The organism is Enterococcus sp. LJL120, assembly GCF_054871765.1.
Window position 1 is genome coordinate 218,506 of record NZ_JBTXLV010000004.1, and the last position, 23,171, is coordinate 241,676.

Here is a 23,171-nt window from a genome sequence, read left to right on the forward strand (position 1 = left end):
GGATTTTTTTATGAATATCAAAGACTTGTTAATCAAAGATGCAATGATTATGGATTTACAAGCTACCGATAAAAAAGGTGCCATTGATGAAATGGTGGCAAAGATGTATGCAGCCGGCCGAATTTCGGATATTGATGCCTATAAAGAAGGTATTTTAGCACGGGAAGCTCAGACTTCCACTGGCCTTGGGGACGGCATTGCGATGCCTCATGCCAAAAATAAAGCAGTCAAAGAAGCGACTGTTTTATTTGCGAAAAGCAACAAAGGTGTCGATTACGAAGCTTTAGATGGCCAGCCAACTTATTTATTCTTTATGATTGCTGCTCCAGAAGGCGCCAACGATACGCATTTACAAGCCTTGGCTGCTTTGTCTCGCTTGCTAATTGACCCAGATTTCGTCGCAAAATTAAAAACAGCTCAAACGCCTGACGATGTTCAAAATCTTTTCCAAGCGGCCGAAGATGCTAAAGAAGCGGAAGAAAAAGCCGAACAAGCGGAAGCTGCCAACAAAGAGGAGTTAAAAGATTTTAATCGCCGTTATATTGTTGCAGTCACCGCCTGCCCAACTGGGATTGCCCACACTTATATGGCAGAAGATGCCTTAAAGAAAAAAGCTAAAGAAATGGGCGTTGAGATTAAAGTTGAAACAAACGGCTCAGAAGGTATTAAAAATAAATTGACCGCTGAAGATATTGCCCGGGCGGATGCCGTTATTGTAGCAGCTGATAAAAAAGTTGAAATGAATCGTTTCAGCGGCAAAGAATTAGTCAATCGTCCTGTAAGTGACGGGATTCGTAAAACAGAAGAATTAATTAATATCGCTTTAAGCGGTGATGCACCTGTATTCCACGGAAATAGCAGTGAAGCAAAAAGTGATGAAGCTTCTGCCGATGGTTCAATCGGCCAAAGAATTTACAAAGATTTAATGAACGGTGTCTCCCACATGTTGCCATTTGTTATCGGCGGCGGGATTGCGATTGCCCTTTCCTTTATGATTGACCAATTTATCGGTGTGCCAACAGATCAACTTGCTAGTTTGGGAAATTATAATGAAGTAGCTAGCTGGTTCAACCAAATTGGTAGTGCTGCCTTTGGCTTTATGTTACCAGTTTTAGCTGGGTTCATCGCTTCTAGTATTAGTGATCGTCCCGGTTTGGTAGCTGGTTTTGCAGCCGGTGCTCTAGCAAATGCTGGAGGTGCTGGATTCTTAGGCGCTTTAGTTGGTGGTTTCATCGCCGGTTATGTGATTGTTGCTCTGAGAAAAATTTTCGCCGGTCTGCCAAAATCGTTGGAGGGAATTAAAGCCATTTTATTCTATCCGGTCTTTGGTGTTTTAATCACTGGTTTCTTAATGCTCTTAGTCAACGTGCCAATGAGTGCCATTAACACTGCCTTGAATGATTTTCTAACTAGTCTTGATGGAACAAATGCTCTTCTATTAGGTGCGTTATTAGCCGGCATGATGGCGGTTGACTTAGGTGGACCTGTTAATAAAGCGGCCTATGTCTTTGGAACTGCTACCTTGGCTACCACATTGACTGAAGGTGGCTCTGTCGTAATGGCTTCTGTTATGGCCGGTGGTATGGTACCGCCATTAGCAATTTTTATTGCGACTCGTTTATTTAAAAATAAATTTACCAAAGAAGAAAGAGATTCAGGTTTAACTAATATCGTGATGGGCTTGTCTTTTGTAACAGAAGGCGCCATTCCTTTTGCCGCTGCTGACCCATTAAGAGCTATTCCAAGTTTTGTTGTCGGCTCAGCAATTACTGGCGCTTTAGTTGGTGAATTCGGTATTCGTTTAATGGCTCCCCATGGCGGCATCTTCGTTGTGATGCTATTGAACCGCCCAGTGCTTTACTTATTATTTATCGCTTTAGGTGCGGTAATCTCTGGAGTGCTCTTTGGAATCTTGAAAAAAAGTAAAGTTGAAACAACAGAATTAGCTTAAATTAAAAAGAATCACCAGCCTTGTCATAAAAAGGTTGGTGGTTCTTTTATTTTGTTTCTGAACTTGTCTCTTCTTTTGAATAAACTTGTGTCTCGTCTTTCGACTGAACTTGTGTCTCGTCTTTCGACTGTTCATTTTCTGTTTGCACCTCTGTTGATTCAGCAGCTTGAACTTCAATCTCTTTGTCTGCAACCGTCGCCTCTACTGCATTTTTTTCGGCTGACTCAGTGTCAGCTGTCGTCTCTTTTTCAGGAGTTCCACTCGCTTCGTCTGATTCCTCAGTTGGAGACTGTTGCTGGGGCTGTTCTTTACGCCCCTTTCCTTCAAAATAGTTTAAAACAAACAGGCTGACTAAGCTGACCCCCACGATAAAGAATGCAAATTGCGCTTTATACTCAAAGCCCGGTGACAAAAAAGCCACAATAATCACCAGAACAGCCGGAATAATAATTAAGTAATATGTTTTTAAATCAACGGAATCCTTCATTAAATCAAACCCTTCTAAGACAACGCTCTATTTGATTTTTGTTCCTCTAACTTTTGCTGGCTAGCAAAGACCACCCGCAAATGATTGGTCCCTTTTTTTAAGTCCAGCCTCAGGTCCCCTTTATTTTTGCGGACACGACCAATTTTAATGTCCTTCATCTGATGACGCAGCTCAGCTACGGGGACGTGCTGCAGCGCCTCATTGGGAATATAAAATTTTAAGACTGCCAAATAATTTTGGTAATTCTCATCCTTGACATTGATTTCCAAGTAATTGCGAATATAAAATTCATAGGCCGCCAGACCTTCATCCATCGTCAATAACGGGTTTAAAATTTTATAATTCATCATCGTCGACTTCATTTCATCCATCAAAGGAAAATAAGCCTGAGAATTTAAGAGCCCTCTGACCCGCCGCTCTTTATAGGTCTGTTTCAGTAAATCATAGTAGCGAGTGACGAAATGAGTGGCCCGCTTCTTTTCTGTTGGCTGCAGCCGATTATTTTGGTACTGCACAGTTTGAATCGTGTGCTTGTAATAGGAATATTCGATAAACGGATCCTTCAACACCCCGACCCCATTTGTCCAAACCAATTGATCAATCCCCAACTGGTCGCGAAAAAGCTGTTGGTAATTAAGATTAGCCGGCAAATCCCAATTCAGGGGCTTTTTGAAAAGCGTGATTTCAATCAAGTCATTGGCATGTTCTTGAATTGCCTCCACCTGCTGAATATCTAATAAGATTTGCTTTAGGATAATCCGAAAATAATACTTTGAAAAAAACATGCGCCAGCAGGCCGTTAAACAGAGGCCGTCATAAAATAAATCACAGCCGGGTAATTGATTGGTATCAATTTGGGTAACCCCTTGGTCATTTAACATTTTTGGTAATTGCTGAATTTCTTCAGTTGTCTCAAAGAGTTTGCGCTTTTCGATATTTTCAGTATTGTTATATAAATATTCATCATAGGAGCGGGCATACCCGTAAATGCCCCATTCCTCCAAACGTCGCACCTGATAATCATCAATCACCTGCTGATGATTTTGATAAATATCTTTATCAATAATAATTTTTTCCAACAGGTTGGCTTTCGAGCGTTGCAGCATCAAAACATTATTGGGATTCCCGACTGTTAAGGTAAAATATTGATTGTCAGCCACATCGGCAAAGAATTCTTGAATAATATCCGGATGATAATCCATCATATCTTTAAAGTCAATTTGGATAAAAGTCGCGTCAATCAGTAGGCGACTGAGAAGGGCCCAGTCGTTGACCACCGCCGCAAAATCCTGCTGATCGGTTATCCGTAATTGATTGACCAAGTAAATCTGCTCTTCTTTTTGCATATTCTCAAGCCTCCCTATTGTTTTTTTATCTGCTTTTTCTTCGCATTTTTCTATCTATAATTATTATAACGAATAATTTACGATTCAGCCAACCTCAAACACAAGTATTTTATTTTACCGCTAATCATGCTAAAATAATCATGAAGCTGGAGGTGTTCACAATGGGACTTAAATTTGAAAAAACCGACGATTTAGATACGTTGTTTGAAAATTTCGCAATTGACCCCGAAAAGAAGGTTGCGCCTAAAGAAGATATTGACCGTTTTTTGAAACCAAAAAACGAAAAAGAAGACGAAAAGAAAACTAAAAAATAAGTTTTAGACTGGCTAGCTTGTCAGTCGGCTTTTAACTAAAAAAAATTGCACCAGCAAGTCTAGCGCTAGACCTGCTGATGCAAATTTTTTATTTTCCTTTTAAATAACTTTCAATCGCATTCCAGGCTTGCTGCTTTCCTTCTTTCGTAACAGAAGAGAACAAGACAAAGTCATCATTTTTATCAAAGTCCAGCGCCTTTTTAATCATGCTTTCGTGTTTGTTCCACTTGCCTCGAGGAATTTTATCAATTTTTGTCGCTACCACAATCACTGGAAGCTCATAATATTTTAAAAATTGATACATCTGCACATCCTCTTTTGAAGGCTCATGACGGGCATCAACTAACGAGACTACAGCCCGCAAATTATCGCGATTCGTCAGATAAGTTTCAATCATCTGGCCCCACTTGGCCCGCTCGGTTTTAGAAACCTTCGCATAACCATAGCCAGGCACATCCACAAAGTGGAGAGCATTTTCAATCAAATAAAAATTTAGCGTCTGGGTCTTCCCGGGTTTGCCGGAGGTCCGGGCCAAATTTTTCCGATTGATTAACGTATTAATAAATGAAGATTTCCCAACATTAGACCGCCCCGCCAGTGCAATTTCCGGCAGACCGCCTTCTGGATATTGCTTGGGCTCTACCGCACTAATGACAATCTCTGCATTATGTACATCCATTCTTTTTCTCCTTTATTTCTGTTGTGTAAATTTTTCTTTTGTAAACTTTTCTAATGCTACATTTCAAAAAAACGGAAGTTAGGGATTCAGGCTTGTCTCCGCAAACTTCCGTTTTATTTCAATTGATATTAGCCAGCTTTTTTAGAATCACTGCTGTAAATCACAATTGGTTCTGCTTCGCCATTAGCTGCAGCTTTGGTAATCACAACTTTTTCAATCGATTCATCTGAGGGAATATCAAACATAATGTCCATCATAATGTCTTCAATGATTGAACGCAAGCCGCGGGCACCAGTATTCCGTTCGATGGCCTTATTCGCAATAGAACGTAGCGCATCCGGCTCAAATTCCAAATCTGTATCATCTAGTGCCAATAATTTTTGATATTGTTTTACTAGAGCATTTTTCGGCTCGGTTAAAATGTGCACCAAGTCCTCGGTAGATAATTTTTCCAAGGCAGCTGTCACAGGCAAGCGGCCGATAAATTCAGGAATCAAACCAAATTTCAACAAGTCTTCTGGGATGATGTGCTGCATCACACTTTCATTTTCCCCAAGACGTTTGTTGTCTGCGCCAAAGCCGATTGTTTTTTCGCCGAGACGATTGCGGACAATCGTTTCAATACCATCGAAGGCGCCACCTACGATGAATAGAATATTGGTGGTATCAATTTGGATAAATTCTTGATGAGGATGCTTGCGCCCGCCTTGCGGTGGTACGCTGGCAACTGTTCCTTCAAGAATTTTCAAGAGGGCTTGTTGAACCCCCTCGCCGGAAACATCCCGAGTAATTGAAACATTTTCGCTCTTGCGGGCAATTTTATCGATTTCATCGATATAAATAATCCCTTTTTCTGCCCGTTCGACATTGTAATCAGCAGATTGCAATAGTTTTAATAAGATGTTTTCAACATCTTCACCGACATAACCAGCTTCTGTTAAGCTGGTCGCATCCGCAATCGCAAAAGGTACGTTTAACGTGCGGGCTAAGGTCTGCGCTAAGAAAGTTTTCCCAGAACCGGTTGGTCCGATTAAGCAAATATTACTTTTTTGTAGTTCAACTTCATCAGCGTTTTCAACGCCGTGATTAATCCGTTTATAATGGTTATATACAGCGACGGACAGGGCGCGTTTCGCCCGTTCTTGGCCAATTACATATTCGTCTAAAACATTTAAGATTTCACGAGGTTTTGGCACGTCAAGAACATCACGAACAGCTTCATCATAAAACTCTTCATCAATAATTTCTTTGCACAACTCGATACACTCGTTACAAATATAAACACCTGGGCCAGCTACGATTTTGCGTACTTCTTCTTGGGTCTTCCCGCAAAAAGAACAACGAACTGTATCTGTACTATCTGTGTTATCGTACATCTTTTCACCTCATTTATTTCTCGTACATACTTTTAGTTAGAGGTTTCCCCAAACTAAAGGTATCATATCACAAATATCCTAAATTAAAAAGAGTGGCAAGCTAAACTAAAACTTATCTTCATCATTCTGCAATCATAACGAAATAAAAACGTGGCACATCCGTAAAGAATGCCCCACGTTCATCTTTTATGATATGAATAAAAAATTATGCTTCTTCTTTAGCTGTGCCAGTGATTAAATCAACAGCTTTTTTCATCACGATATCATGTTTTAGCATGTCTTCAGACAACAAGTTTTTAACTTGGTCTAGCGGCATTTGATAAGTATCTGCTAAGTCTTGCAATTCTTTTTCAATTTCTTCGTCAGTCGCTTCAAATTTTTCAGCTTCTGCAATTGCTTCAATGACTAGATTTGTTTTAGTCCGCGTTTCAGCTTCGCCTTCAAATTGAGTATGCAAATCAGCTTCAGTTGAACCAGTCAATTGGTAGTACATTTCAGGTGAAATGCCTTGGCGTTGCATATTGCCTAAGAATTCATCCATCGCCCGGTGTACTTCATCATGAACCATAACATGGGGTAAATCTAAGATTTCTGCATTGTCGACAGCTTTTTTAATTGCTGCTTCTTCTTTAGCATCCACTGCCGCTTGTTCTTTGGTTTCAGTTAATTCTTTGCGATATTTTTCTTTTAATTCTGCTAATGTTTCAACTTCTTCGTCAACATCTTTAGCAAATTCATCATCTAATTCTGGTAATTCTTTCGCTTTCACTTCATGGATTTTTACTTTGAAGATTGCTTCTTTACCAGCTAAATCTTCCGCTTGATAATCTTCAGGGAAAGTTACGTTAACATCTAATTCTTCCTCTGCTTTATGACCAACTAATTGATCTTCAAAGCCAGGAATAAATGAGTTTGAACCTAATTCAAGCGAATAATTTTCGCCTTTGCCGCCTTCAAACGCAACATCGTCAACAAAGCCTTCAAAGTCGATGACAACTGTGTCGCCATTTTCAGCAGCAGCGTCTTCTTTAACGACTAATTCTGCTTGTGCTTCTTGTTCCCGTTGAATCCGTGCATCAACGTCTTCTTCGCTGACTTCCCGGTCTTGTTTTTCCACAACTAAATCTTTGTATTCGCCTAATTTAACTTCTGGTTTCACAGTTACTTCAGCTGTAATCACCCAGTCTTGGCCTTCTTCCATGCTTTCAACATCAATTTTAGGTTGAGAAACTGGGTCGATTGCCGCTTCTTTTACAGCAGCTTCATAAGCTTCTGGTAAAACTGCGTTCAAGGCATCTTCATACAAAGCTGCTTCGCCGTACATACGGTTAAATACTTGGCGTGATACTTTTCCTTTACGGAAGCCAGGAACATTTAAATTACCTTTCACTTTATTAAAAGCGATGGTTAAGCCTTTTTCGATTTGAGCACGTTCAATAGAGAAGGTTAACACACCATCATTGGTGCCTTTTTTTTCCCATTTTGCTGTCATTTGATTCCCTCCGAAATATCTATTATTACTGGGTTTGCAGTCTAAGCAGCGGCATTGAAATAGCCGAATTACAGCTGGGGTTTTCTCCTGAGATCGCATAAGTTTACGCCTCAAGCCAAAACTTTTTTAGCAATAATTCGGGTAGTTCCTACAAGCCTTTTCTAGCTATCTACTGCCCCACATACCTTTTAAATATTACACTAAGCACCAAGGATTGTAAACATATTCGCAAAAGAAGATAGCCGAATTTTACAACTTTTGTCTAAATATTAACTTCCCTCCATCAATTGCCAAATAAACTGCCGCAGATTTTGCTTTAATTCTTGAATACGGTTGAATTCTGGAGACTCGTCAAACTGTTCTGAGTAGCCTTCGCTGTATTCTGCTAAATAGCTCTCAGCAAACAGTTGCACGCCCCCCAATGCTGTAATAGTCTCCGTTTCAAATGGAAATAAAATCGTCAGATGCAGCTGAACCTCTTCTAAGAGGGCTTGTAAAAGATCCGGTTGTTGATGTTCCAATTGTTGGGTTAAAAACAATTCAACTTTAGCTAATTCAGCTGAATTTTCTACCAATCCCAGCTGACTGGGAATAACCTGTCGTTCTTTTTCGTTAAACCAACGGAAAGTGAAGGATTCTTTTCTTTTAAGTTTAATTAATTCCTCCAAAACTTTTAAACGACTGAAATAGTTTACCTGATTATCAGTTAAAATAATAGCCGCCATTTCTAAAAAGAAATTTAGTGGGGTGGCTATCAGCGTTTCAATAAAGCGAGCCTGCTGTTGCATTGTTAGCTGATTAATGGTCGTCAAGCCTTTGCGTAAATCCGCAAGCTTTTGCTGTTCTAGTTGACTCAGGTAGTCCTCTAATTGAGTTAGCTGTTGATGCAATAAATCTAGCCAGGCTTGGTCTTGGTGGCCAGCAAATTGTGCTAAATACTCGTGAGCTTTTAGAAATTGTTGATTTAACAGCAACAATTGGAAAAACAAATCAAAGTATTGCCTCTCCTGCAAATAATCCGACAAGTAATCTTGCGCCAAGCGCAATGCTTGGTGATGTTCACCAGTTTCCATCATTAAATGAACCAGCAAAAAATTTAAAGAAAAATCAGTCTCAATTTCATAGGCCTCTTGAAATAATTTTAATCCCTTTTGCTGTTCTCCCTGCTCGATGGCCTCTTTTCCCAGGCGGATAAAGTCTTCTCGGGAATTTGGAAAATTAAAAATTGCCATTGTCTTCTCTCCAGACGTTGTTTTCTTATGAAAAAAACTTGAGACAACTAAAAATAGCTGCTACTCAAGTTTTAGTAAATATTATTGATAATAATCGCCGTTTCAATTTTACCTCGGGCTTTCATTGCTTCCGCTTTATTTAAAAGCGAATGTCCACCGAACTCTTCTCCAGATAAGGGATCTTCAACAGTAAAAGCTTGGACCTTGGCAACTTTTAAGGCGTCTGGTGCAATTTCCTGCACGCTGTCCCAGCCAGTATTCAAAAAAACTTTGGTATCTTCTGCAAGCTGATGCTCTTTTTCCAATTGAGCAATTGCTGCCTTTAATTCTTTTAATGTAATTACCGGTACTTCCTGCACCTGCATCCCCTCGACTTTCTACAGCTAGTATACCTAAAAATAACTGAGAAAAAAATATTTAAATAAGATTTTTCTCGCTTTTTTTATTTTTTCTTCTATAAAAATATCTTCTATCTTGTTGATTAATAAAAAGAGGAGGAAATATTTCAGTATGTTAAACTTTTGTTACAAGTAGACCATTTTTAAAAAAATAATTGACAATGATTTAACAAACCTATAGAATCATTAGTGTTTCCGAAAATAATAACAAGGAGGATTGGTTAGACCAATTTCGGATAGCGCCAGACCTGTTATCAGGTGACGAGGAAAGAGCTTATCGAAGTTTTCGGCGGGTGGCTCTAGGGACTGCACTCTACAGATAAAGATCAAAACCTTTTCGTGAGAAAAAAACAAAGACTTTATCCGCAGCGGAAACCAAATACAATCAATAGAACAGTCGAAAGTAGGATTTGATTATGTGTGGAATCGTAGGAATTGTTGGTAACCCCAACACAACTGAAATTTTATTAAAAGGTTTGGAGAAATTAGAGTACCGCGGTTATGATTCAGCCGGTATTTTTGTCGCAGATACAAATAGCAACCAATTAGTTAAAACTAAAGGCCGCATCAAAGATTTAAGAGAAAAAGTTGGAACTGAGTTAACAGGAACCCTCGGGATTGGCCATACTCGCTGGGCAACTCACGGACCCGCTACTGAAATTAACGCTCACCCTCATACCTCTAGTAATCAAGAATTTGTTTTGGTGCATAACGGTGTGATTGAAAATTATCAAGAATTAAAAGATACCTATTTAGCTGGTATTACTTTAGAAAGTGAAACAGATACAGAAATTGTTGTGCAATTAATAGCCCGCTTCGCTGAAGACGGCTTGTCAGTTAAAGAAGCCTTCAAAAAGGCTTTGGCTGTCATCGAAGGCTCTTATGCCTTTGCTTTAGTCGATAAAGCTGACTCAGAAACCTTGTATGTAGCAAAAAATAAAAGTCCTTTACTAATTGGTTTAGGAACAGACTTCAATGTGATTTGTAGTGATGCAATGGCGATGATTGACCAAACGAAACAATTTTTAGAAATTGCAGACGGCGAGCTAGTAACCCTAACAGCTGACAGTGTTGGCATTGAAAAAGCCACTGGCGAAAAAGTGGAACGCAGCGCCTTCACTGCTGAAATCGATTTAGCTGATATCGAAAAAGGAACTTATCCTTTTTACATGCTGAAAGAAATTGACGAACAACCTGCTGTTATGCGCCGTATTGCAAAAGAATACGTCACTGATTCCGGTGAATTTGCTATTGATGCAGACTTACTGGCAACAATGCAAGCAAGCGACCGAATTTACATCGTCGCTTGTGGTACCAGCGCCAATGCCGGTTGGGTCAGCAAACAAATTTTTGAGAGCTTAGCCAAAGTGCCAACGGAAATTCATTTATCCAGTGAATTTGGCTATAATTTGCCGTTACTTTCAGAAAAACCTTTTTTCATCTTTTTAAGTCAAAGTGGTGAAACTGCTGATAGTCGCCAAGTTTTAGTTAAAATTAACGAACTAGGCTATCCAAGCCTGACAATTACCAATGTAGCGGGCTCTACTCTCTCCAGAGAAGCGCAATATACATTATTGCTCCACGCTGGTCCTGAGATTGCTGTGGCCTCAACTAAGGCCTACACAGCTCAAATTGCTGTGATGACAGTTTTAGCTAAAGCCCTCGGCGAGAAAAAAGAAATTCCTGAAGCCTTTGCTTTCAATTTATTACACGAATTGAGTTTAGTGGCAACTGGCATGGAAACAATGATTTCTGAAAAACATTTAATCGATGAGCTAGCTCAAGTTTATTTGAAAGAAACCCGCAATGCCTTTTATATCGGCCGCAGTGTAGATTATTACGTTTCTATGGAAGCCGCTTTGAAATTGAAAGAAATTTCTTACGTTCAGACTGAAGGTTTTGCAGCTGGCGAATTAAAACACGGCACAATCGCTTTAATTGAAGAAGGCACTCCTGTCATGGCGATCATCACCGATGCTGCGACAGCGGCTCATACAAGAGGAAATGTTCGGGAAGTTGAAAGCCGCGGTGCAAATGTCTTAGTGATTGCCAGTGAATCCGTCAGCAAAGTTGACGACCAAATTATTTTACCAAACGTTCATCCGTTATTAACACCATTAGTTAGCGTTGTACCGGCACAATTAATTGCCTACTACGCTACCTTGCAAAGAGGTTATGATGTTGATAAACCAAGAAATTTGGCAAAATCTGTAACAGTTGAATAGCAAATTAGTCAAAAGAGGTTCGGCAAAATTGCCGAACCTCTTTTGCTGCTTAGCCATAAAAAAACTCCATTTCAACTGAAAAATTGAAATGGAGTTTATCTCGAATGAACTGATTTATTTTTTTCGTCAATTAAAAACTTAGTTTTCTAAGCCAATCTCTTCTCTGACAACTTTGGCTATTTTTTCAACATAATAGTCAACTTGCTCATGGGTGGGAGCCTCAGCCATCACTCTTAGTAATGGTTCGGTTCCTGAAGGCCGAACTAGGATACGTCCTTCGCCATTCATCTCCGCTTCTGCTTCTTCAATCACGGCTTTAATGGCTGGCACTTCCATAGCGCCGTCTTTATTCGAGACGCGGATATTTACTAATTCCTGCGGATAGATGGTGACTTCACTAGCCAACTCGGATAATTTTTTGCCGGTTTCCTTCATCACGTTTAGCAATTGGATGCCTGAAAGCATGCCATCACCGGTGGTATTATAATCTAAGAAAATCATATGGCCGGATTGTTCGCCACCAAAATTATAATCATTTTTGCGCATTTCTTCGACAACATAACGGTCACCGACTTGCGTGATAACATCATGCATTCCAGCAGCTTCCACTGCTTTATGGAAACCTAAGTTGCTCATGACTGTTGTAACAATCGTATCTTTTTTCAAGGCATTGTTGGCTTTTAGATACTTGGCACAGATATACATAATTTTATCACCATCAACGATATTGCCTAACTCGTCAACAGCAATAATCCGGTCGCCGTCGCCATCAAAGGCTAAACCGACATCGGCTTTTTTCTCTAGAACAAAGGAGGCTAAAGCCTCTGGATGAGTTGAGCCAACGCCGTCGTTAATATTTAATCCGTCAGGCTTGGTACCCATTGTATAAAAATCAGTTTCCAAGTCAGCAAAGACCCGATTAACTGCTGAATAAGTGGCGCCGTTCGCTGCGTCAATACAAATCCGCATACCTTCTAAATCACCAGGAATACTTTGCACTAAAAATTGTGAATACTTCAATAAGCCCTCTGGAAATTCATCAACGGTACCTAAACCAGCTGCTGATGGCCGAGGCAGTGTATCTTCTTCAGCATCTAGCAATGCTTCAATTTCCAATTCTTGTTCGTCTACTAATTTGAAGCCATCAGCTCCAAAAAATTTAATGCCATTGTCTTCGGCAGGATTGTGGGAAGCTGAAATCATAACGCCGGCAGAAGCTTTTTGAACTCTTGTTAAATAAGCTACCCCTGGTGTCGAAATAACGCCTAATTGGAAAACTTCGATTCCCACAGACAGTAAACCTGCGACCAAAGCCTGCTCCAACATTTGACCAGAAATTCTTGTGTCACGACCAACTAGTACCCGCGGACGTTTTTCAGAATCTTCGTGTTGACTTAAAACATAACCGCCAAAGCGACCTAATTTAAATGCTAATTCAGGGGTTAACTCCTTGTTGGCAATCCCTCTAACTCCATCTGTACCAAAATATTTACCCATTTAATTTGAATCTCCTTACTTGTCTTCTTTTTACGAACCAACGCTGTCTAATGTTGCAACTTCATCACTACTAGTTTCCGCCGAGCTGAGTGTACTGCTAGTTTGCGTACTGCTGGAGCTGGATGAACTAGATGAAGAACTGCTGGAGGAACCATTGCTCGTTCCTCCATTATTTGTTGCTCCACTAGAACTTGAACTAGAAGTTGTGGTACTAAAATTTGGCGTGATTGTCACCCGGACATTCTCTGGATCTGATGTGTAATCATCCGTTCCAAGGGCAACTGTCTGCACTGTTTCAGAGGTAATATTGGAAATGTCAATCGGCAAGGAAATGACATCAATATTATTGATTACTGATTGGGGTCCACTAATAGTCGCCGTCTCAGTTGAAAGACTAATTGTATAACTTTCAACATTATCTGGCAAATCCCCCTCTTGAGTGGCTTCAATGGTCACGTCCTTGGTTGGTGCTGTGACTTCGATTGCAATGGAAACCGTGTCAGGATTAGCTGAGATGCTCAACGTTTCTCCAGAACTATCCAAGGCTGTCACAACCGCATCTTGAGAAAAATTCTCCGTTTGGGCTGACGTTGGACTGACTAAAGCAATCACCCGATCAATCCTGGCAAGAGTATCCGCTCCTGTTGTAATTTCAACGGAGCTCGGCGAAGCGGTTTGCGTTGACGTATAGCCTTCTGCCAAAGCCGAACTGGAAAGTGTTGGCGTGACATCAAAGGTTTGCGTGACCTTTTCTTCAATGGTCACGGTAATGCTAGTGGTCTCTAAAGTTGCCGACACCGCGCTGCTGAGATTTTGAGTCCGCAGATTGACCTCATGGGTCCCCACGCTTAAATCAGATAAATCGGCGACGACTTGAAAGTTTCGAGTATCTTCGTTGTATTCGGCATCTAATTGCACCCGATTGAAACTGGATAAGGTAACACTGACAGTATTTTGATAGCCATAAACATAATATTCATCACTATCATAAATCAGTTCCACCGGCACACTGCTAGCCGTTTCGGTATAGGTATCGGTTTGAGAATAAAAAATGCTTTGTAGAGAATCATTGTTTGCATTAACAAATAAAATCAGGGCAAAAACTAAGGCCAACAAACGATAGGTTAAGTTTTTATCCTGCCAGAAATTCACTAATCTTTTCATTTGCGCTTCCCTCCTGACTTAAAGAAGTCATTGAAGAAGCCCCGCAAGCCTTGAATATTTGTCGTTTCCTCTTCAGTAGTCAAATACTGATGTAACACGACCAGATATTCCTCTTGGCTTAAATCGGTTAAAAATTCATTGTTAACCGCCATGCTGACATGGCCGGTTTCTTCTGAAACAATAATCGTCAATGCATCGCTGACCTCACTCAAGCCAATTGCAGCTCGATGTCGTGTGCCATATTCTTTTGGAATCAACATACTTTCTGACAGCGGCAAATACGCCGAGGCCACCGCAATTTTATTCTTTTTAACAATGACAGCCCCGTCATGCAAAGGAGTGTTCGGAATAAAAATATTAATCAGCAGCTCGCCGCTGATATCGGCATCTAAAGGAATGCCGGTTTCGATGTATTCATCTAAGCCGGTATTGCGCTCAATACTAATTAAGGCCCCGATTTTTCGTCGGCCCATATATTGAATAGCTTTATCATAGGCCGAAATAACGCGTTCTTCTTCCCGCTCACTTTTTTTAGTTTGCGTGAAAAATGTTTGCCGGCCTAAATGCTCTAAGCCTCGGCGAACTTCCGGTTGGAAAATTACAACAGCCGCAATCACTCCATATGTGATGACATGGTTCATCAGCCATGACAAAGTATGCAGACCAATAAACTCCGCAAGAATTCTGATTAAAATAAAAAGGGCTACTCCGCGAATCAACTGTACCGCTTTTGTCCCTCGTACTAGCTCAATTAATTTGTAAGCTAGAAACCAGACAACTAAAATATCTAATATATTTATCCAAAAGCTTAACGTAAGGATATTGCCACTAAAAAGATCCTGCCAATAAGTTAAGCTGAGAAGGTCACTGATTTGAAATGACATTACACGCCTCTTCTCCATTTCATTTTTAAGATTTCTTTGTGATTATAACATAATTTTAAAGCTTCATGGAAAACTTAGGGAAGTTTAAAAAGTTCTGAATAAAAATTTGCAGAGTTCTAAAGTAATAAAGAGACTCTGACATTAGTCTTTTAACAGATTCAAACCCGAACTAAATTATATCTGCGACTGTAATCCAGCAGACCTCGCCGCAAATTGACAATAGTTAGTGTTTCTTACAAGATATTGTCCGTTAAGTTCGTTTCTGTATTAACTAATGTCAGAACCTCTTCAAAATTTTTTAAATCTAAACAACTAAAATGTTGGAAATTATTTCAGTTTTTTTTGATTATAGAAGTTAGCTAAGAACTGGCTATCAATCTTCGGCTAGTCCTCCAGTTTTGCGCGAATTTTTTCTTCCTGACCAGCAAGCCGAGCATAGCTGTAAAAACGATTTTTAGCGTCTGTAACAGTTTTAGCAAATAATTTTTCTGCTACCTCCGGCTGCCCCTGTTTTAAAGAAGCAAAGCGAACTTGTTTTTCCATGAAAGCTGGCATTGCGGCAAAATCCGGCTTTTTATAATCTAAGTTCAAGGGATTTTTATTTTTTTCCCGCAGTTCTGGGTTATAGCGATACAAGCTCCAATAACCAGAGGCCACTGCCTCTTTAGCTTCTTTCAGGGTTTGACTCATGCCGCCTAATAAGCCGTGGGTGATACACGGCGTATACGCGATAATTAGAGAGGGTCCGGGAAACCGTTCCGCTTCTTCAAAGGCTTTAATCGTCTGCATTTGATTGGCACCAGAAGCGATTTGCGCCACGTAAACATTGCCATAGGTCATCGCCATCATACCCAAATCTTTTTTCGAAACATATTTACCACTGGCAGAAAATTTAGCGATTGCTGACGCTGGGGTGGCCTTTGAGGTTTGGCCGCCGGTATTGGAATAGACTTCATTATCCATGACTAAAATATTTACATCCGCTCCGCTAGCCAAAATGTGATCAATCCCGCCAAAACCGATATCATACGCCCAGCCATCACCGCCAATCATCCATTGACTACGTTTAACAAATAAATCTTTGTCTGCATAAAGCTTCTTCAAACTTTCTTGACTGTCCATTTCTGCAGCCAGAGCCGCTGTGAGTTTCGCCGCTCTTTGCTGCGTGCCTTCGCCATCATTTAAATGATTTAACCAGTCCTCCATTAAAGCTCTCAGCTCTGGGGAAACACTGGACAAAGTTTCCGCCATTTTTAAAGCTAAACGTTCACGGCGGGTTTGATTGGCTAAAAACATGCCGTAGCCAAATTCTGCATTGTCTTCAAATAAAGAATTCGACCAAGCGGGACCTTGTCCTTGTTCGTTCGTGGTAAAAGGCGAGACCGGAGCCGCTCCGCCCCAGATAGAAGAACAGCCGGTTGCATTGGCAATCATCATTCGGTCACCAAACATTTGCGTCAATAATTTTACATAAGGAGTTTCGCCACAGCCAGAGCAAGCGCCGGAAAATTCTAATAACGGCTGATTAAATTGCGAGCCAATCACAGTATTACTTTTGGCAGGATTTGCCTTTTGTTTCAACGTCATAGCAAAGGCCCAATTAAGCGCCTGCTCTTTTTGACTTTGATAGGGCTGCATCACCAATGCCTTTTCTTTTGCGGGACAAACATCCACGCACAATCCGCAGCCGGTACAATCTTCAACAGAAACTTGAATGCGATACATTTGGCCATCAGCTCCCCGCATCTCCCGCACAATAAAGCCAGCCGGTGCTTCAGACAATTCTTTTTCATCGGCTAAGAAAGGCCGAATTGCGGCATGGGGACAGACGAAGGCGCACTGATTGCACATGGTACAATGGTCACTTAACCACTCTGGAACCTCTAAGGCAATACCGCGTTTTTCAATCGCGGTAGTTCCCACCGGCATCGTGCCATCGGTCATCCCATTTGCTATTAAGGTGCCGACTGATAACTCATTGCCGGCTTGTGCATTGACTGGTTCAACGATTTCTCTAATATATTTTGTTGCTGCTGTTGATGGCTGACTTTTTACCTCAAGCTTTTTCCATTCCTTCGGTACTGTTACCTTATGCAGTAGCTCAGCCGTTTTATCAATAGCTGCCAGATTTTTTTCGACAATTTTCATAGATTTTTTGCCATAACTTTTAACAGCTTCTTCTTTTAAAATCGGTAAAACCTCTTCAAAGGGCATCACCTTAGCCAATTTAAAGAAAGCCGTTTCCATCGCGGTGTTAATCCGCCTTCCCAAACCAACCTCTTGAGCCAGCTGCATCGCATTGAGGGTATAAAACTGAATTTTATTTTCAGCCAGATATTTTTTTATTCGTGTCGGCAGATGGCTCTCCAGTTGACTGTCAGTCCAAATAGTATTAAGTAAAAAGATGCCACCGGGTTTTAGCCCCTTCAACAAATCATAATTATGTAGATAAGCCGGTGTATGACAGGCGATAAAATCAGCATTTTCCACGAGATAGGTCGATTGAATCGGCTCACCGCCAAAACGTAGATGAGAAATGGTCAGGCCGCCAGATTTTTTGGAATCATAATAAAAATATCCTTGCACAAATTTGTCGGTGTGATCACCGATGATTTTGATAGCTGATTTATTGGCTCCTACGGTACCGTCAGAGCCAAAGCCCCAAAATTTTGCCTGAAAGGTTTGCGAATTGGTGAGGTCCAGCAGCTCACCGCTGTCCAATGATAAATTAGTTACCTCATCAACAATTCCGATTGTAAAACGAGTCTTCATCTCTTTGCGAGGTTTTTGCAATTCATTGTAGATGGCTAAAATCTGATCTGGCGTAACATCTTTAGAGCCTAAGCCGTAACGACCGCCGATAACGACTGGTCTTAATTCTGAATCATATAGCGCACTTTGGACATCTAGCAATAACGATTCGCCACCAGAGCCGGCTTCTTTACTTCGATCGAGTACAGCAACACTTTTAACTGTCGCAGGCAATTTTTCCAATAAATTTTCTACAGGAAAAGGTCGGTACAAATGAATATTTAAAAAGCCGACTTTGCGCTCTTGTTGATTCAAATAATCAACAGTTTGTTGAATCGTGCCTGCAACTGAGCCCATTGAAATAATAAGCTCTTCAGCATCTAGAGCTCCATAATAATTCACTAAATCATAATCAGTGCCCCGCAGCTGATTAATTTTTTGCATATATTTTTGAACAATACCCGGCAGCTTTTGATAATAAGCATTGACAGTTTCCCGCTGTTGAAAATGCAAATCAGGATTTTGATTGGTCCCGCTAGTGGTAGGATGATTAGGAGACATCGCCTTTCCTCTAAACTTGGCTAATTTTTCCTGATTAATCAACGGTGCCAACTCTTGATACTCTAATACTTCAACTTTTTGAATTTCGTGGCTGGTTCTAAAGCCATCAAAAAAGTTTAAAAAAGGCAATTCCCCTTCAATCGCCGCCAGATGAGCAACTGGCGCTAAATCCATCACTTCTTGGACGCTGCTTTCAGCCAACATAGCAAAACCCGTTTGGCGAGCTGCCATGACATCGCTGTGGTCGCCAAAAATATTAAGGGCATTGGTGGTTACCGCCCTTGAAGCGACATGAAAGACTCCCGGCAATAATTCGCCGGCAATTTTATACATATTGGGAATCATTAACAGTAAGCCTTGAGATGCTGTGTAGGTACTGGTGAGGGCGCCGGTTTTTAAAGAGCCGTGGACCACACCGGCTGCCCCTGCTTCTGATTGCATTTCAACAACTTTAACTGGTTGTCCAAAAAGATTTTTCTTGCCATCGGCTGACCATTGATCTACCAGTTCAGCCATTGTTGAACTGGGGGTGATTGGATAAATCGCAGCTAATTCGGTAAAGGCATAAGAAATATAAGCTGCGGCGGTATTCCCGTCCATCGTTTTCATTTTCCGCATAAAAATTCTTCCTTCTTTCAAATTTTGCACCTCATGATTATAACGGATTGCCGCTGCTTTTGAAACAAAGAATAAGAAATTTTTCACAGACTTTTCTTAGGAATTTTATTATTCTAAGCTACTTTGTGAAAAAATCTCGTTATGCCTAGAGAAACTTTTAAAGCGAGCAAACAAATCAATGTGAAATTTTTTCAAAATACGCTATCATGAGGATAATCAAGTAAAGTTTGCTGCTGATTCGCTGCGGCAAAAAAATTGGAGGCTATTATGGATATTTCTGTTATTGATGCAAAAAAAGTGACCACTGAGAACGGGATTAAAATCGGTTTAGACAGTGCACCAAAAAAAATTGTGGAATTTATGAATTTGCGCTGTCCCTATTCTAAACAATGGTTTGAAGAATCAAAGGAACTGTTAGTCGAAGCTGTCGCTCAAGGTAAAGTTCAACGAATTATTAAACTATTTGATAAGGAAAAAGAAAGTTTGCAACGGGGCAATGTGATGCACCATTATGTCAGCTGGAGTGAACCGGAAAAAGCGCTAGGAGAAATTCAAAAGATTTATGATACCCAAGAAGATTGGGGCCATTTATCCTTAGCTGAGGTTGCGGTTTTTGCCGAAGAAAAATTAGGCTTAAAGGAACAATTAAACCAAGTTTTAGTCGACCAGATTATTGCTGAGGCTAACAGTGCCAATATTAAGTTCGTGCCGACTTGTGTCGTGGAAAAGGCCATCTTCGATGAAAATATTCAGCCTGAAGAATTAAGAGAAGTTTTAGATTTGATGTAAACAAAAAAATCCGCTAGCTTTTTTTGACAAAAAGCTGAGCAGTACTGCCCAACTGGTCAAGATAGCTAACGGATTTTTTATTTGATTAGCCGCTTTTACGGAGATGGTCCGCAAACTCATTAATTTTGCGGATGCGGTGGTTAATTCCCGATTTAGAAATAACACCAGAGGGAATCATCTCGCCTAATTCTTTTAAGCTGACTTCTGGGTGTTCTAAGCGCAGCTCAGCAATTTCCTGCAATTTTTCTGGTAGAGATTGCAGACCTACTGTATTTTCTATAAAGTGAATATTTTCGATTTGCTTAGAGGCAGCGTCAATTGTTTTATTCATATTCGCCGTTTCGCAATTGACCAGCCGATTAACTGAATTGCGCATATCCCGCACGATGCGGACGTCCTCAAATTTTAACATTGAATTGGTCGCCCCGATTAAAATCAAAAAATCAGCAATTTTTTCAGCCCCTTTTAAGTAGCAGATATAGCTGTTTTTTCGCTCTAAGGTGCGGGCATTCAAATCAAAATAATTAATCATCTTGCAGACGTCTTCATTGTGTTCTTCGTAGGTCGAAGAAATTTCCAGATGATAGCGGCTGGTTTCTGGATTATTAACAGAACCGGAAGCTAGAAAAGCCCCTCTTAAATAAGAGCGCATCTTCTGGGGATTTCCCATAATCTCGTCGGAGACATGACCGTTAAACATCATGCCGTCCATAATATCTAAATCAATTAAAATCGCTTTGGTTTGTTCCTTTAAGCGTACGATATAAACATTATTTTTTCTCAATTTCATTTTTTTGCGAACTAACAGCTCACTTTTAACTTGATAGTGATCTTTTAACAGGCTGAAAATTCGGCGGGCGATGGCGGCATTTTCGGTTTGAACATTTAAAACAAACTGCTGATTTGTCAAACTCAAAGAGCCGTTCATGCGAATCAGGGCAGCCAATTCTGCTTTAGCGTGTTCCCGATGAACCTCAAGGCCGGTCAATTCTTTTTTTACATCTGCTGCAAAGGACATTGAATTCCCTCCTTTACATTTTTACGCCATATAATAGGCGCATCAATTCCTCCACGACCTTATCGCCGTCGTGAAAAACGCCGCCGTTCCGTAATTTTAAAAAGTCTGCTGAAATAACTCGACAGCCCTCTCCCCGCAGTCCCTTAAAATCATGGGTCACTTGAACCAGATACTCATCGTATAATTCAAAATCCATGTATCCCTCTGGTATGGGTTCAACATTTACTAAAACGGTGTCGACAAATTTTTGCTGCAAATGATTGTGGAGCACGCGGATATGATCAGCATCACTGAAATGTTCCGTCTCGCCCTTTTGCGTCATAATATTACAAATATAGACAGTTTCTGCCTTGGTTTTTAAAAGGGCGTCGCCAATTTCTTGAATCACTAAATTTGGCAAAATACTAGTGAATAAACTTCCGGGACCTAAGACCACCATATCAGCCGCTAAAATACTATTGACGACTTTGCGGGCAGCTTTGGGCACGTCATCGTTATCAACATTAGTCACGTAGACGTGATCAATTGTTTTGCGGTCTAAAGCGATTTTAGATTCGCCGGCCTGTGATGAGCCATCTTTATAGACGGCATGTAAGACTAGCGGCTGCTCTGATGAGGGGTAAATATGCCCGTCAACGTGAAGCATCTTCGATAATAATTGAATGGCTTCATAGGTGCTGCCCCGCATTTCTGAAACGGCGGCAATAATTAAATTGCCGATGGAATGATTGGCTAGAAATTTATCATCTTTTTTAAAGCGATATTGAAAAATATCTTCATAGAGCTGCGGCATATCCGATAAGGAAACCAAAATATTGCGCATGTCCCCCGGTGGCACCATCGCCACCGAATTGCGAATTTCCCCGCTGGAACCGCCATCATCAGCAACAGTCACCACCGCGGTGATGTCAGCCCCTTGATTTCGCAAACTTTTCAGGATTACCGGTAGGCCGGTACCACCGCCAATCACGACAATTTTAGGCTTACGGATGCGGTAGGTTTTCATTTGATTGTCATTACTCATGAGCGATTCACCGTCTCTTTGCGTTTATCTTTATCCCGGTGAGTGATGTTAACTTTATAATCAGCTTTCAATGCGCGGCCGACCCGTTCAGTCAAAGCGACTGAACGATGTTGACCACCGGTACAGCCGATGGCAACCGTTAAGCTACTTTTGCCCTCTTTAATATATCCCGGCATAATGGTCGCCAACAAATCATAAAACTTTTCATAAAAAGTTTCTGTTTCAGGAAACGACATTACATAATCATAGACCGGCTTGTCCATGCCGGTTAACGGCCGCAATTCTGGAATATAATGGGGGTTTGGTAAAAAGCGCACGTCCATCACAATATCGGCATCAATTGGCAGACCGTATTTAAAGCCAAAGGAAATCATTTCCACCCGAAAACCGCTTGTTTCCGCCGTTTTAAACTCTTGGATAATTTTTTCCCGCAGCTGCCGTGGCGTTAAGGTAGTCGTATCAATCACAATATTTGCTTTAGGTTTTAAATCTTCTAAAATGGCCCGCTCTTTGCGAATGCCCTCAGTCACCAAGCCATCCATTGCTAAAGGATGGGCCCGACGTGTTTCTTTATAACGGGAAACTAGCTCCTCATCGGAAGCATCTAAGAATAAGACTTTTGTTTCAATAAAATCAGTATTTTCTATTTCAACCAGCATGCTTTGAATTTCATCAAAGAAACTGCGGGAGCGCAAGTCAACAACTAACGCAATTTTATGAACCTTGCCGCTTTCTTTGAGGAGTTCCCAAAATTTAGGAATCAAACTTGGCGGCATATTATCGACACAAAAATAACCCATGTCTTCAAAACTTTGAATTGCTACCGTTTTACCGGCACCGCTCATTCCCGTAATTATTACTAATTGTAAATTTTCTGCCATAATGGAGACCCCTTTCTCTTCAACTCACCTATTATATCATTCCTGGCGTGTCACTACCATCTTTTTACTTCAAGAATTTTTCGCAGTTTGACTCGTTTATATATAGGAAGCTTTGCCATTTCTGCCCTCCCTCGGTCAATTACATCTTTTTAGAACCAAATATTGATAATTATAATTTTATCATGCAAAAGGAAGAATGATTTAAGCTGTTCTACGACAAATTATCATTATAATTTATTTTTTAAACTTGAATTTATCTTATAAATTAACCAATTCCCTTGATGAATAAAGCTTTTCTTTGGCTAATTTTTCGCACCGCATTAAAGGGCACCTTCAGTAAAAAATTTCTCTTAAAGATAAATAATATTGGATATGTCAAAAAATACGCTTGTCGTGTTTTAATAATTTGACGAATAGACCTCCATTGTTTATTCTCCAAAAAAAAGTTATTTTTTCGGTATCTTGAAAAATTAAAATACTGGTG

Annotated in this window: 17 protein-coding genes and 1 pseudogene; 4 read left to right on the forward strand and 14 right to left on the reverse strand. The window is 40.5% G+C overall.

What is annotated here, in order from left to right; translation table 11 throughout:
• Positions 1 to 10 precede the first annotated feature (10 nt).
• Positions 11 to 1,951: a PTS fructose transporter subunit IIABC gene (locus ACYSNU_RS08525; RefSeq protein WP_461736754.1), complete on the forward strand. Its 1,941-nt coding sequence runs from the start codon at positions 11 to 13 to the stop codon at positions 1,949 to 1,951.
• A gap of 46 nt (positions 1,952 to 1,997) precedes the next feature.
• Here the strand turns inward: ACYSNU_RS08525 and ACYSNU_RS08530 are convergent, their stop codons facing one another.
• Entirely contained in the window at positions 1,998 to 2,438 is a 441-nt protein-coding gene (locus tag ACYSNU_RS08530; protein WP_461736755.1) for a hypothetical protein, read from the reverse strand.
• 14 nt (positions 2,439 to 2,452) lie between these two features.
• Positions 2,453 to 3,784 (reverse strand): hypothetical protein, encoded by a 1,332-nt coding sequence (locus ACYSNU_RS08535; protein WP_461736756.1) that lies wholly within the window; start codon positions 3,782 to 3,784, stop codon positions 2,453 to 2,455.
• Positions 3,785 to 3,945: 161 nt separating this feature from the next.
• Between ACYSNU_RS08535 and ACYSNU_RS08540 the strand changes: the two genes are divergently transcribed.
• Complete coding sequence (locus ACYSNU_RS08540; RefSeq protein ID WP_461736757.1) at positions 3,946 to 4,098, forward strand: SPJ_0845 family protein; 153 nt, start codon at positions 3,946 to 3,948, stop codon at positions 4,096 to 4,098.
• A gap of 88 nt (positions 4,099 to 4,186) precedes the next feature.
• Here ACYSNU_RS08540 and yihA read toward each other — a convergent pair whose 3' ends face one another.
• The 5 genes from yihA to ACYSNU_RS08565 form a co-directional block, all read right to left on the reverse strand.
• The gene (gene yihA, locus ACYSNU_RS08545) at positions 4,187 to 4,777 is read right to left on the reverse strand and encodes a ribosome biogenesis GTP-binding protein YihA/YsxC (protein WP_265459209.1); all 591 of its coding nucleotides are present in this window, start codon (positions 4,775 to 4,777) and stop codon (positions 4,187 to 4,189) included.
• Between the two features lie 128 nt (positions 4,778 to 4,905).
• Positions 4,906 to 6,153, reverse strand: coding sequence for an ATP-dependent Clp protease ATP-binding subunit ClpX (gene clpX, locus ACYSNU_RS08550; protein ID WP_461736759.1), 1,248 nt, complete (start codon positions 6,151 to 6,153; stop codon positions 4,906 to 4,908).
• Positions 6,154 to 6,358: 205 nt separating this feature from the next.
• On the reverse strand, positions 6,359 to 7,645 hold the full coding sequence (tig, locus tag ACYSNU_RS08555) for a trigger factor (RefSeq protein WP_265459207.1): 1,287 nt from the start codon (positions 7,643 to 7,645) through the stop codon (positions 6,359 to 6,361).
• Between the two features lie 269 nt (positions 7,646 to 7,914).
• Positions 7,915 to 8,877, reverse strand: coding sequence for a hypothetical protein (locus ACYSNU_RS08560; protein WP_461736760.1), 963 nt, complete (start codon positions 8,875 to 8,877; stop codon positions 7,915 to 7,917).
• Between the two features lie 71 nt (positions 8,878 to 8,948).
• Positions 8,949 to 9,236, reverse strand: a complete 288-nt coding sequence (locus ACYSNU_RS08565; RefSeq protein ID WP_461736761.1) for a hypothetical protein — start codon at positions 9,234 to 9,236, stop codon at positions 8,949 to 8,951.
• A 455-nt stretch (positions 9,237 to 9,691) separates the two neighbouring features.
• Between ACYSNU_RS08565 and glmS the strand changes: the two genes are divergently transcribed.
• Positions 9,692 to 11,500, forward strand: a complete 1,809-nt coding sequence (glmS, locus tag ACYSNU_RS08570) for a glutamine--fructose-6-phosphate transaminase (isomerizing) (protein ID WP_461736763.1) — start codon at positions 9,692 to 9,694, stop codon at positions 11,498 to 11,500.
• 138 nt (positions 11,501 to 11,638) lie between these two features.
• On the opposite strand, the gene glmM is transcribed toward glmS, so the two are convergent.
• The 4 genes and pseudogenes from glmM to nifJ form a co-directional block, all read right to left on the reverse strand.
• A complete protein-coding gene (gene glmM / locus ACYSNU_RS08575; RefSeq protein ID WP_461736764.1) occupies positions 11,639 to 12,997 on the reverse strand; it encodes a phosphoglucosamine mutase in 1,359 nt (452 codons plus the stop codon).
• A 30-nt stretch (positions 12,998 to 13,027) separates the two neighbouring features.
• A complete protein-coding gene (locus ACYSNU_RS08580) occupies positions 13,028 to 14,161 on the reverse strand; it encodes a CdaR family protein (protein ID WP_461736766.1) in 1,134 nt (377 codons plus the stop codon).
• Positions 14,158 to 15,045, reverse strand: a complete 888-nt coding sequence (gene cdaA, locus ACYSNU_RS08585) for a diadenylate cyclase CdaA (protein ID WP_461736767.1) — start codon at positions 15,043 to 15,045, stop codon at positions 14,158 to 14,160. The genes ACYSNU_RS08580 and cdaA overlap by 4 nt, the downstream gene beginning before the upstream one ends.
• A 390-nt stretch (positions 15,046 to 15,435) precedes the next feature.
• Positions 15,436 to 18,975: pseudogene (nifJ, locus tag ACYSNU_RS08590) on the reverse strand (pyruvate:ferredoxin (flavodoxin) oxidoreductase); the annotation flags it as partial.
• A gap of 267 nt (positions 18,976 to 19,242) precedes the next feature.
• On the opposite strand from nifJ, the gene ACYSNU_RS08595 reads away from it, so the two are divergent.
• Positions 19,243 to 19,764, forward strand: coding sequence for a thioredoxin domain-containing protein (locus tag ACYSNU_RS08595; protein ID WP_461736768.1), 522 nt, complete (start codon positions 19,243 to 19,245; stop codon positions 19,762 to 19,764).
• A gap of 85 nt (positions 19,765 to 19,849) precedes the next feature.
• Here ACYSNU_RS08595 and whiA read toward each other — a convergent pair whose 3' ends face one another.
• From whiA to rapZ, 3 genes are read right to left on the reverse strand one after another with little or no spacing between them, the layout of a single operon-like run.
• On the reverse strand, positions 19,850 to 20,782 hold the full coding sequence (whiA, locus tag ACYSNU_RS08600; protein ID WP_461736769.1) for a DNA-binding protein WhiA: 933 nt from the start codon (positions 20,780 to 20,782) through the stop codon (positions 19,850 to 19,852).
• Positions 20,783 to 20,795: 13 nt separating this feature from the next.
• Entirely contained in the window at positions 20,796 to 21,806 is a 1,011-nt protein-coding gene (locus ACYSNU_RS08605; protein ID WP_461736770.1) for a gluconeogenesis factor YvcK family protein, read from the reverse strand.
• A complete protein-coding gene (rapZ, locus tag ACYSNU_RS08610) occupies positions 21,803 to 22,687 on the reverse strand; it encodes an RNase adapter RapZ (RefSeq protein ID WP_461736772.1) in 885 nt (294 codons plus the stop codon). The genes ACYSNU_RS08605 and rapZ overlap by 4 nt, the downstream gene beginning before the upstream one ends.
• Between the last annotated feature and the right edge of the window lie 484 nt (positions 22,688 to 23,171).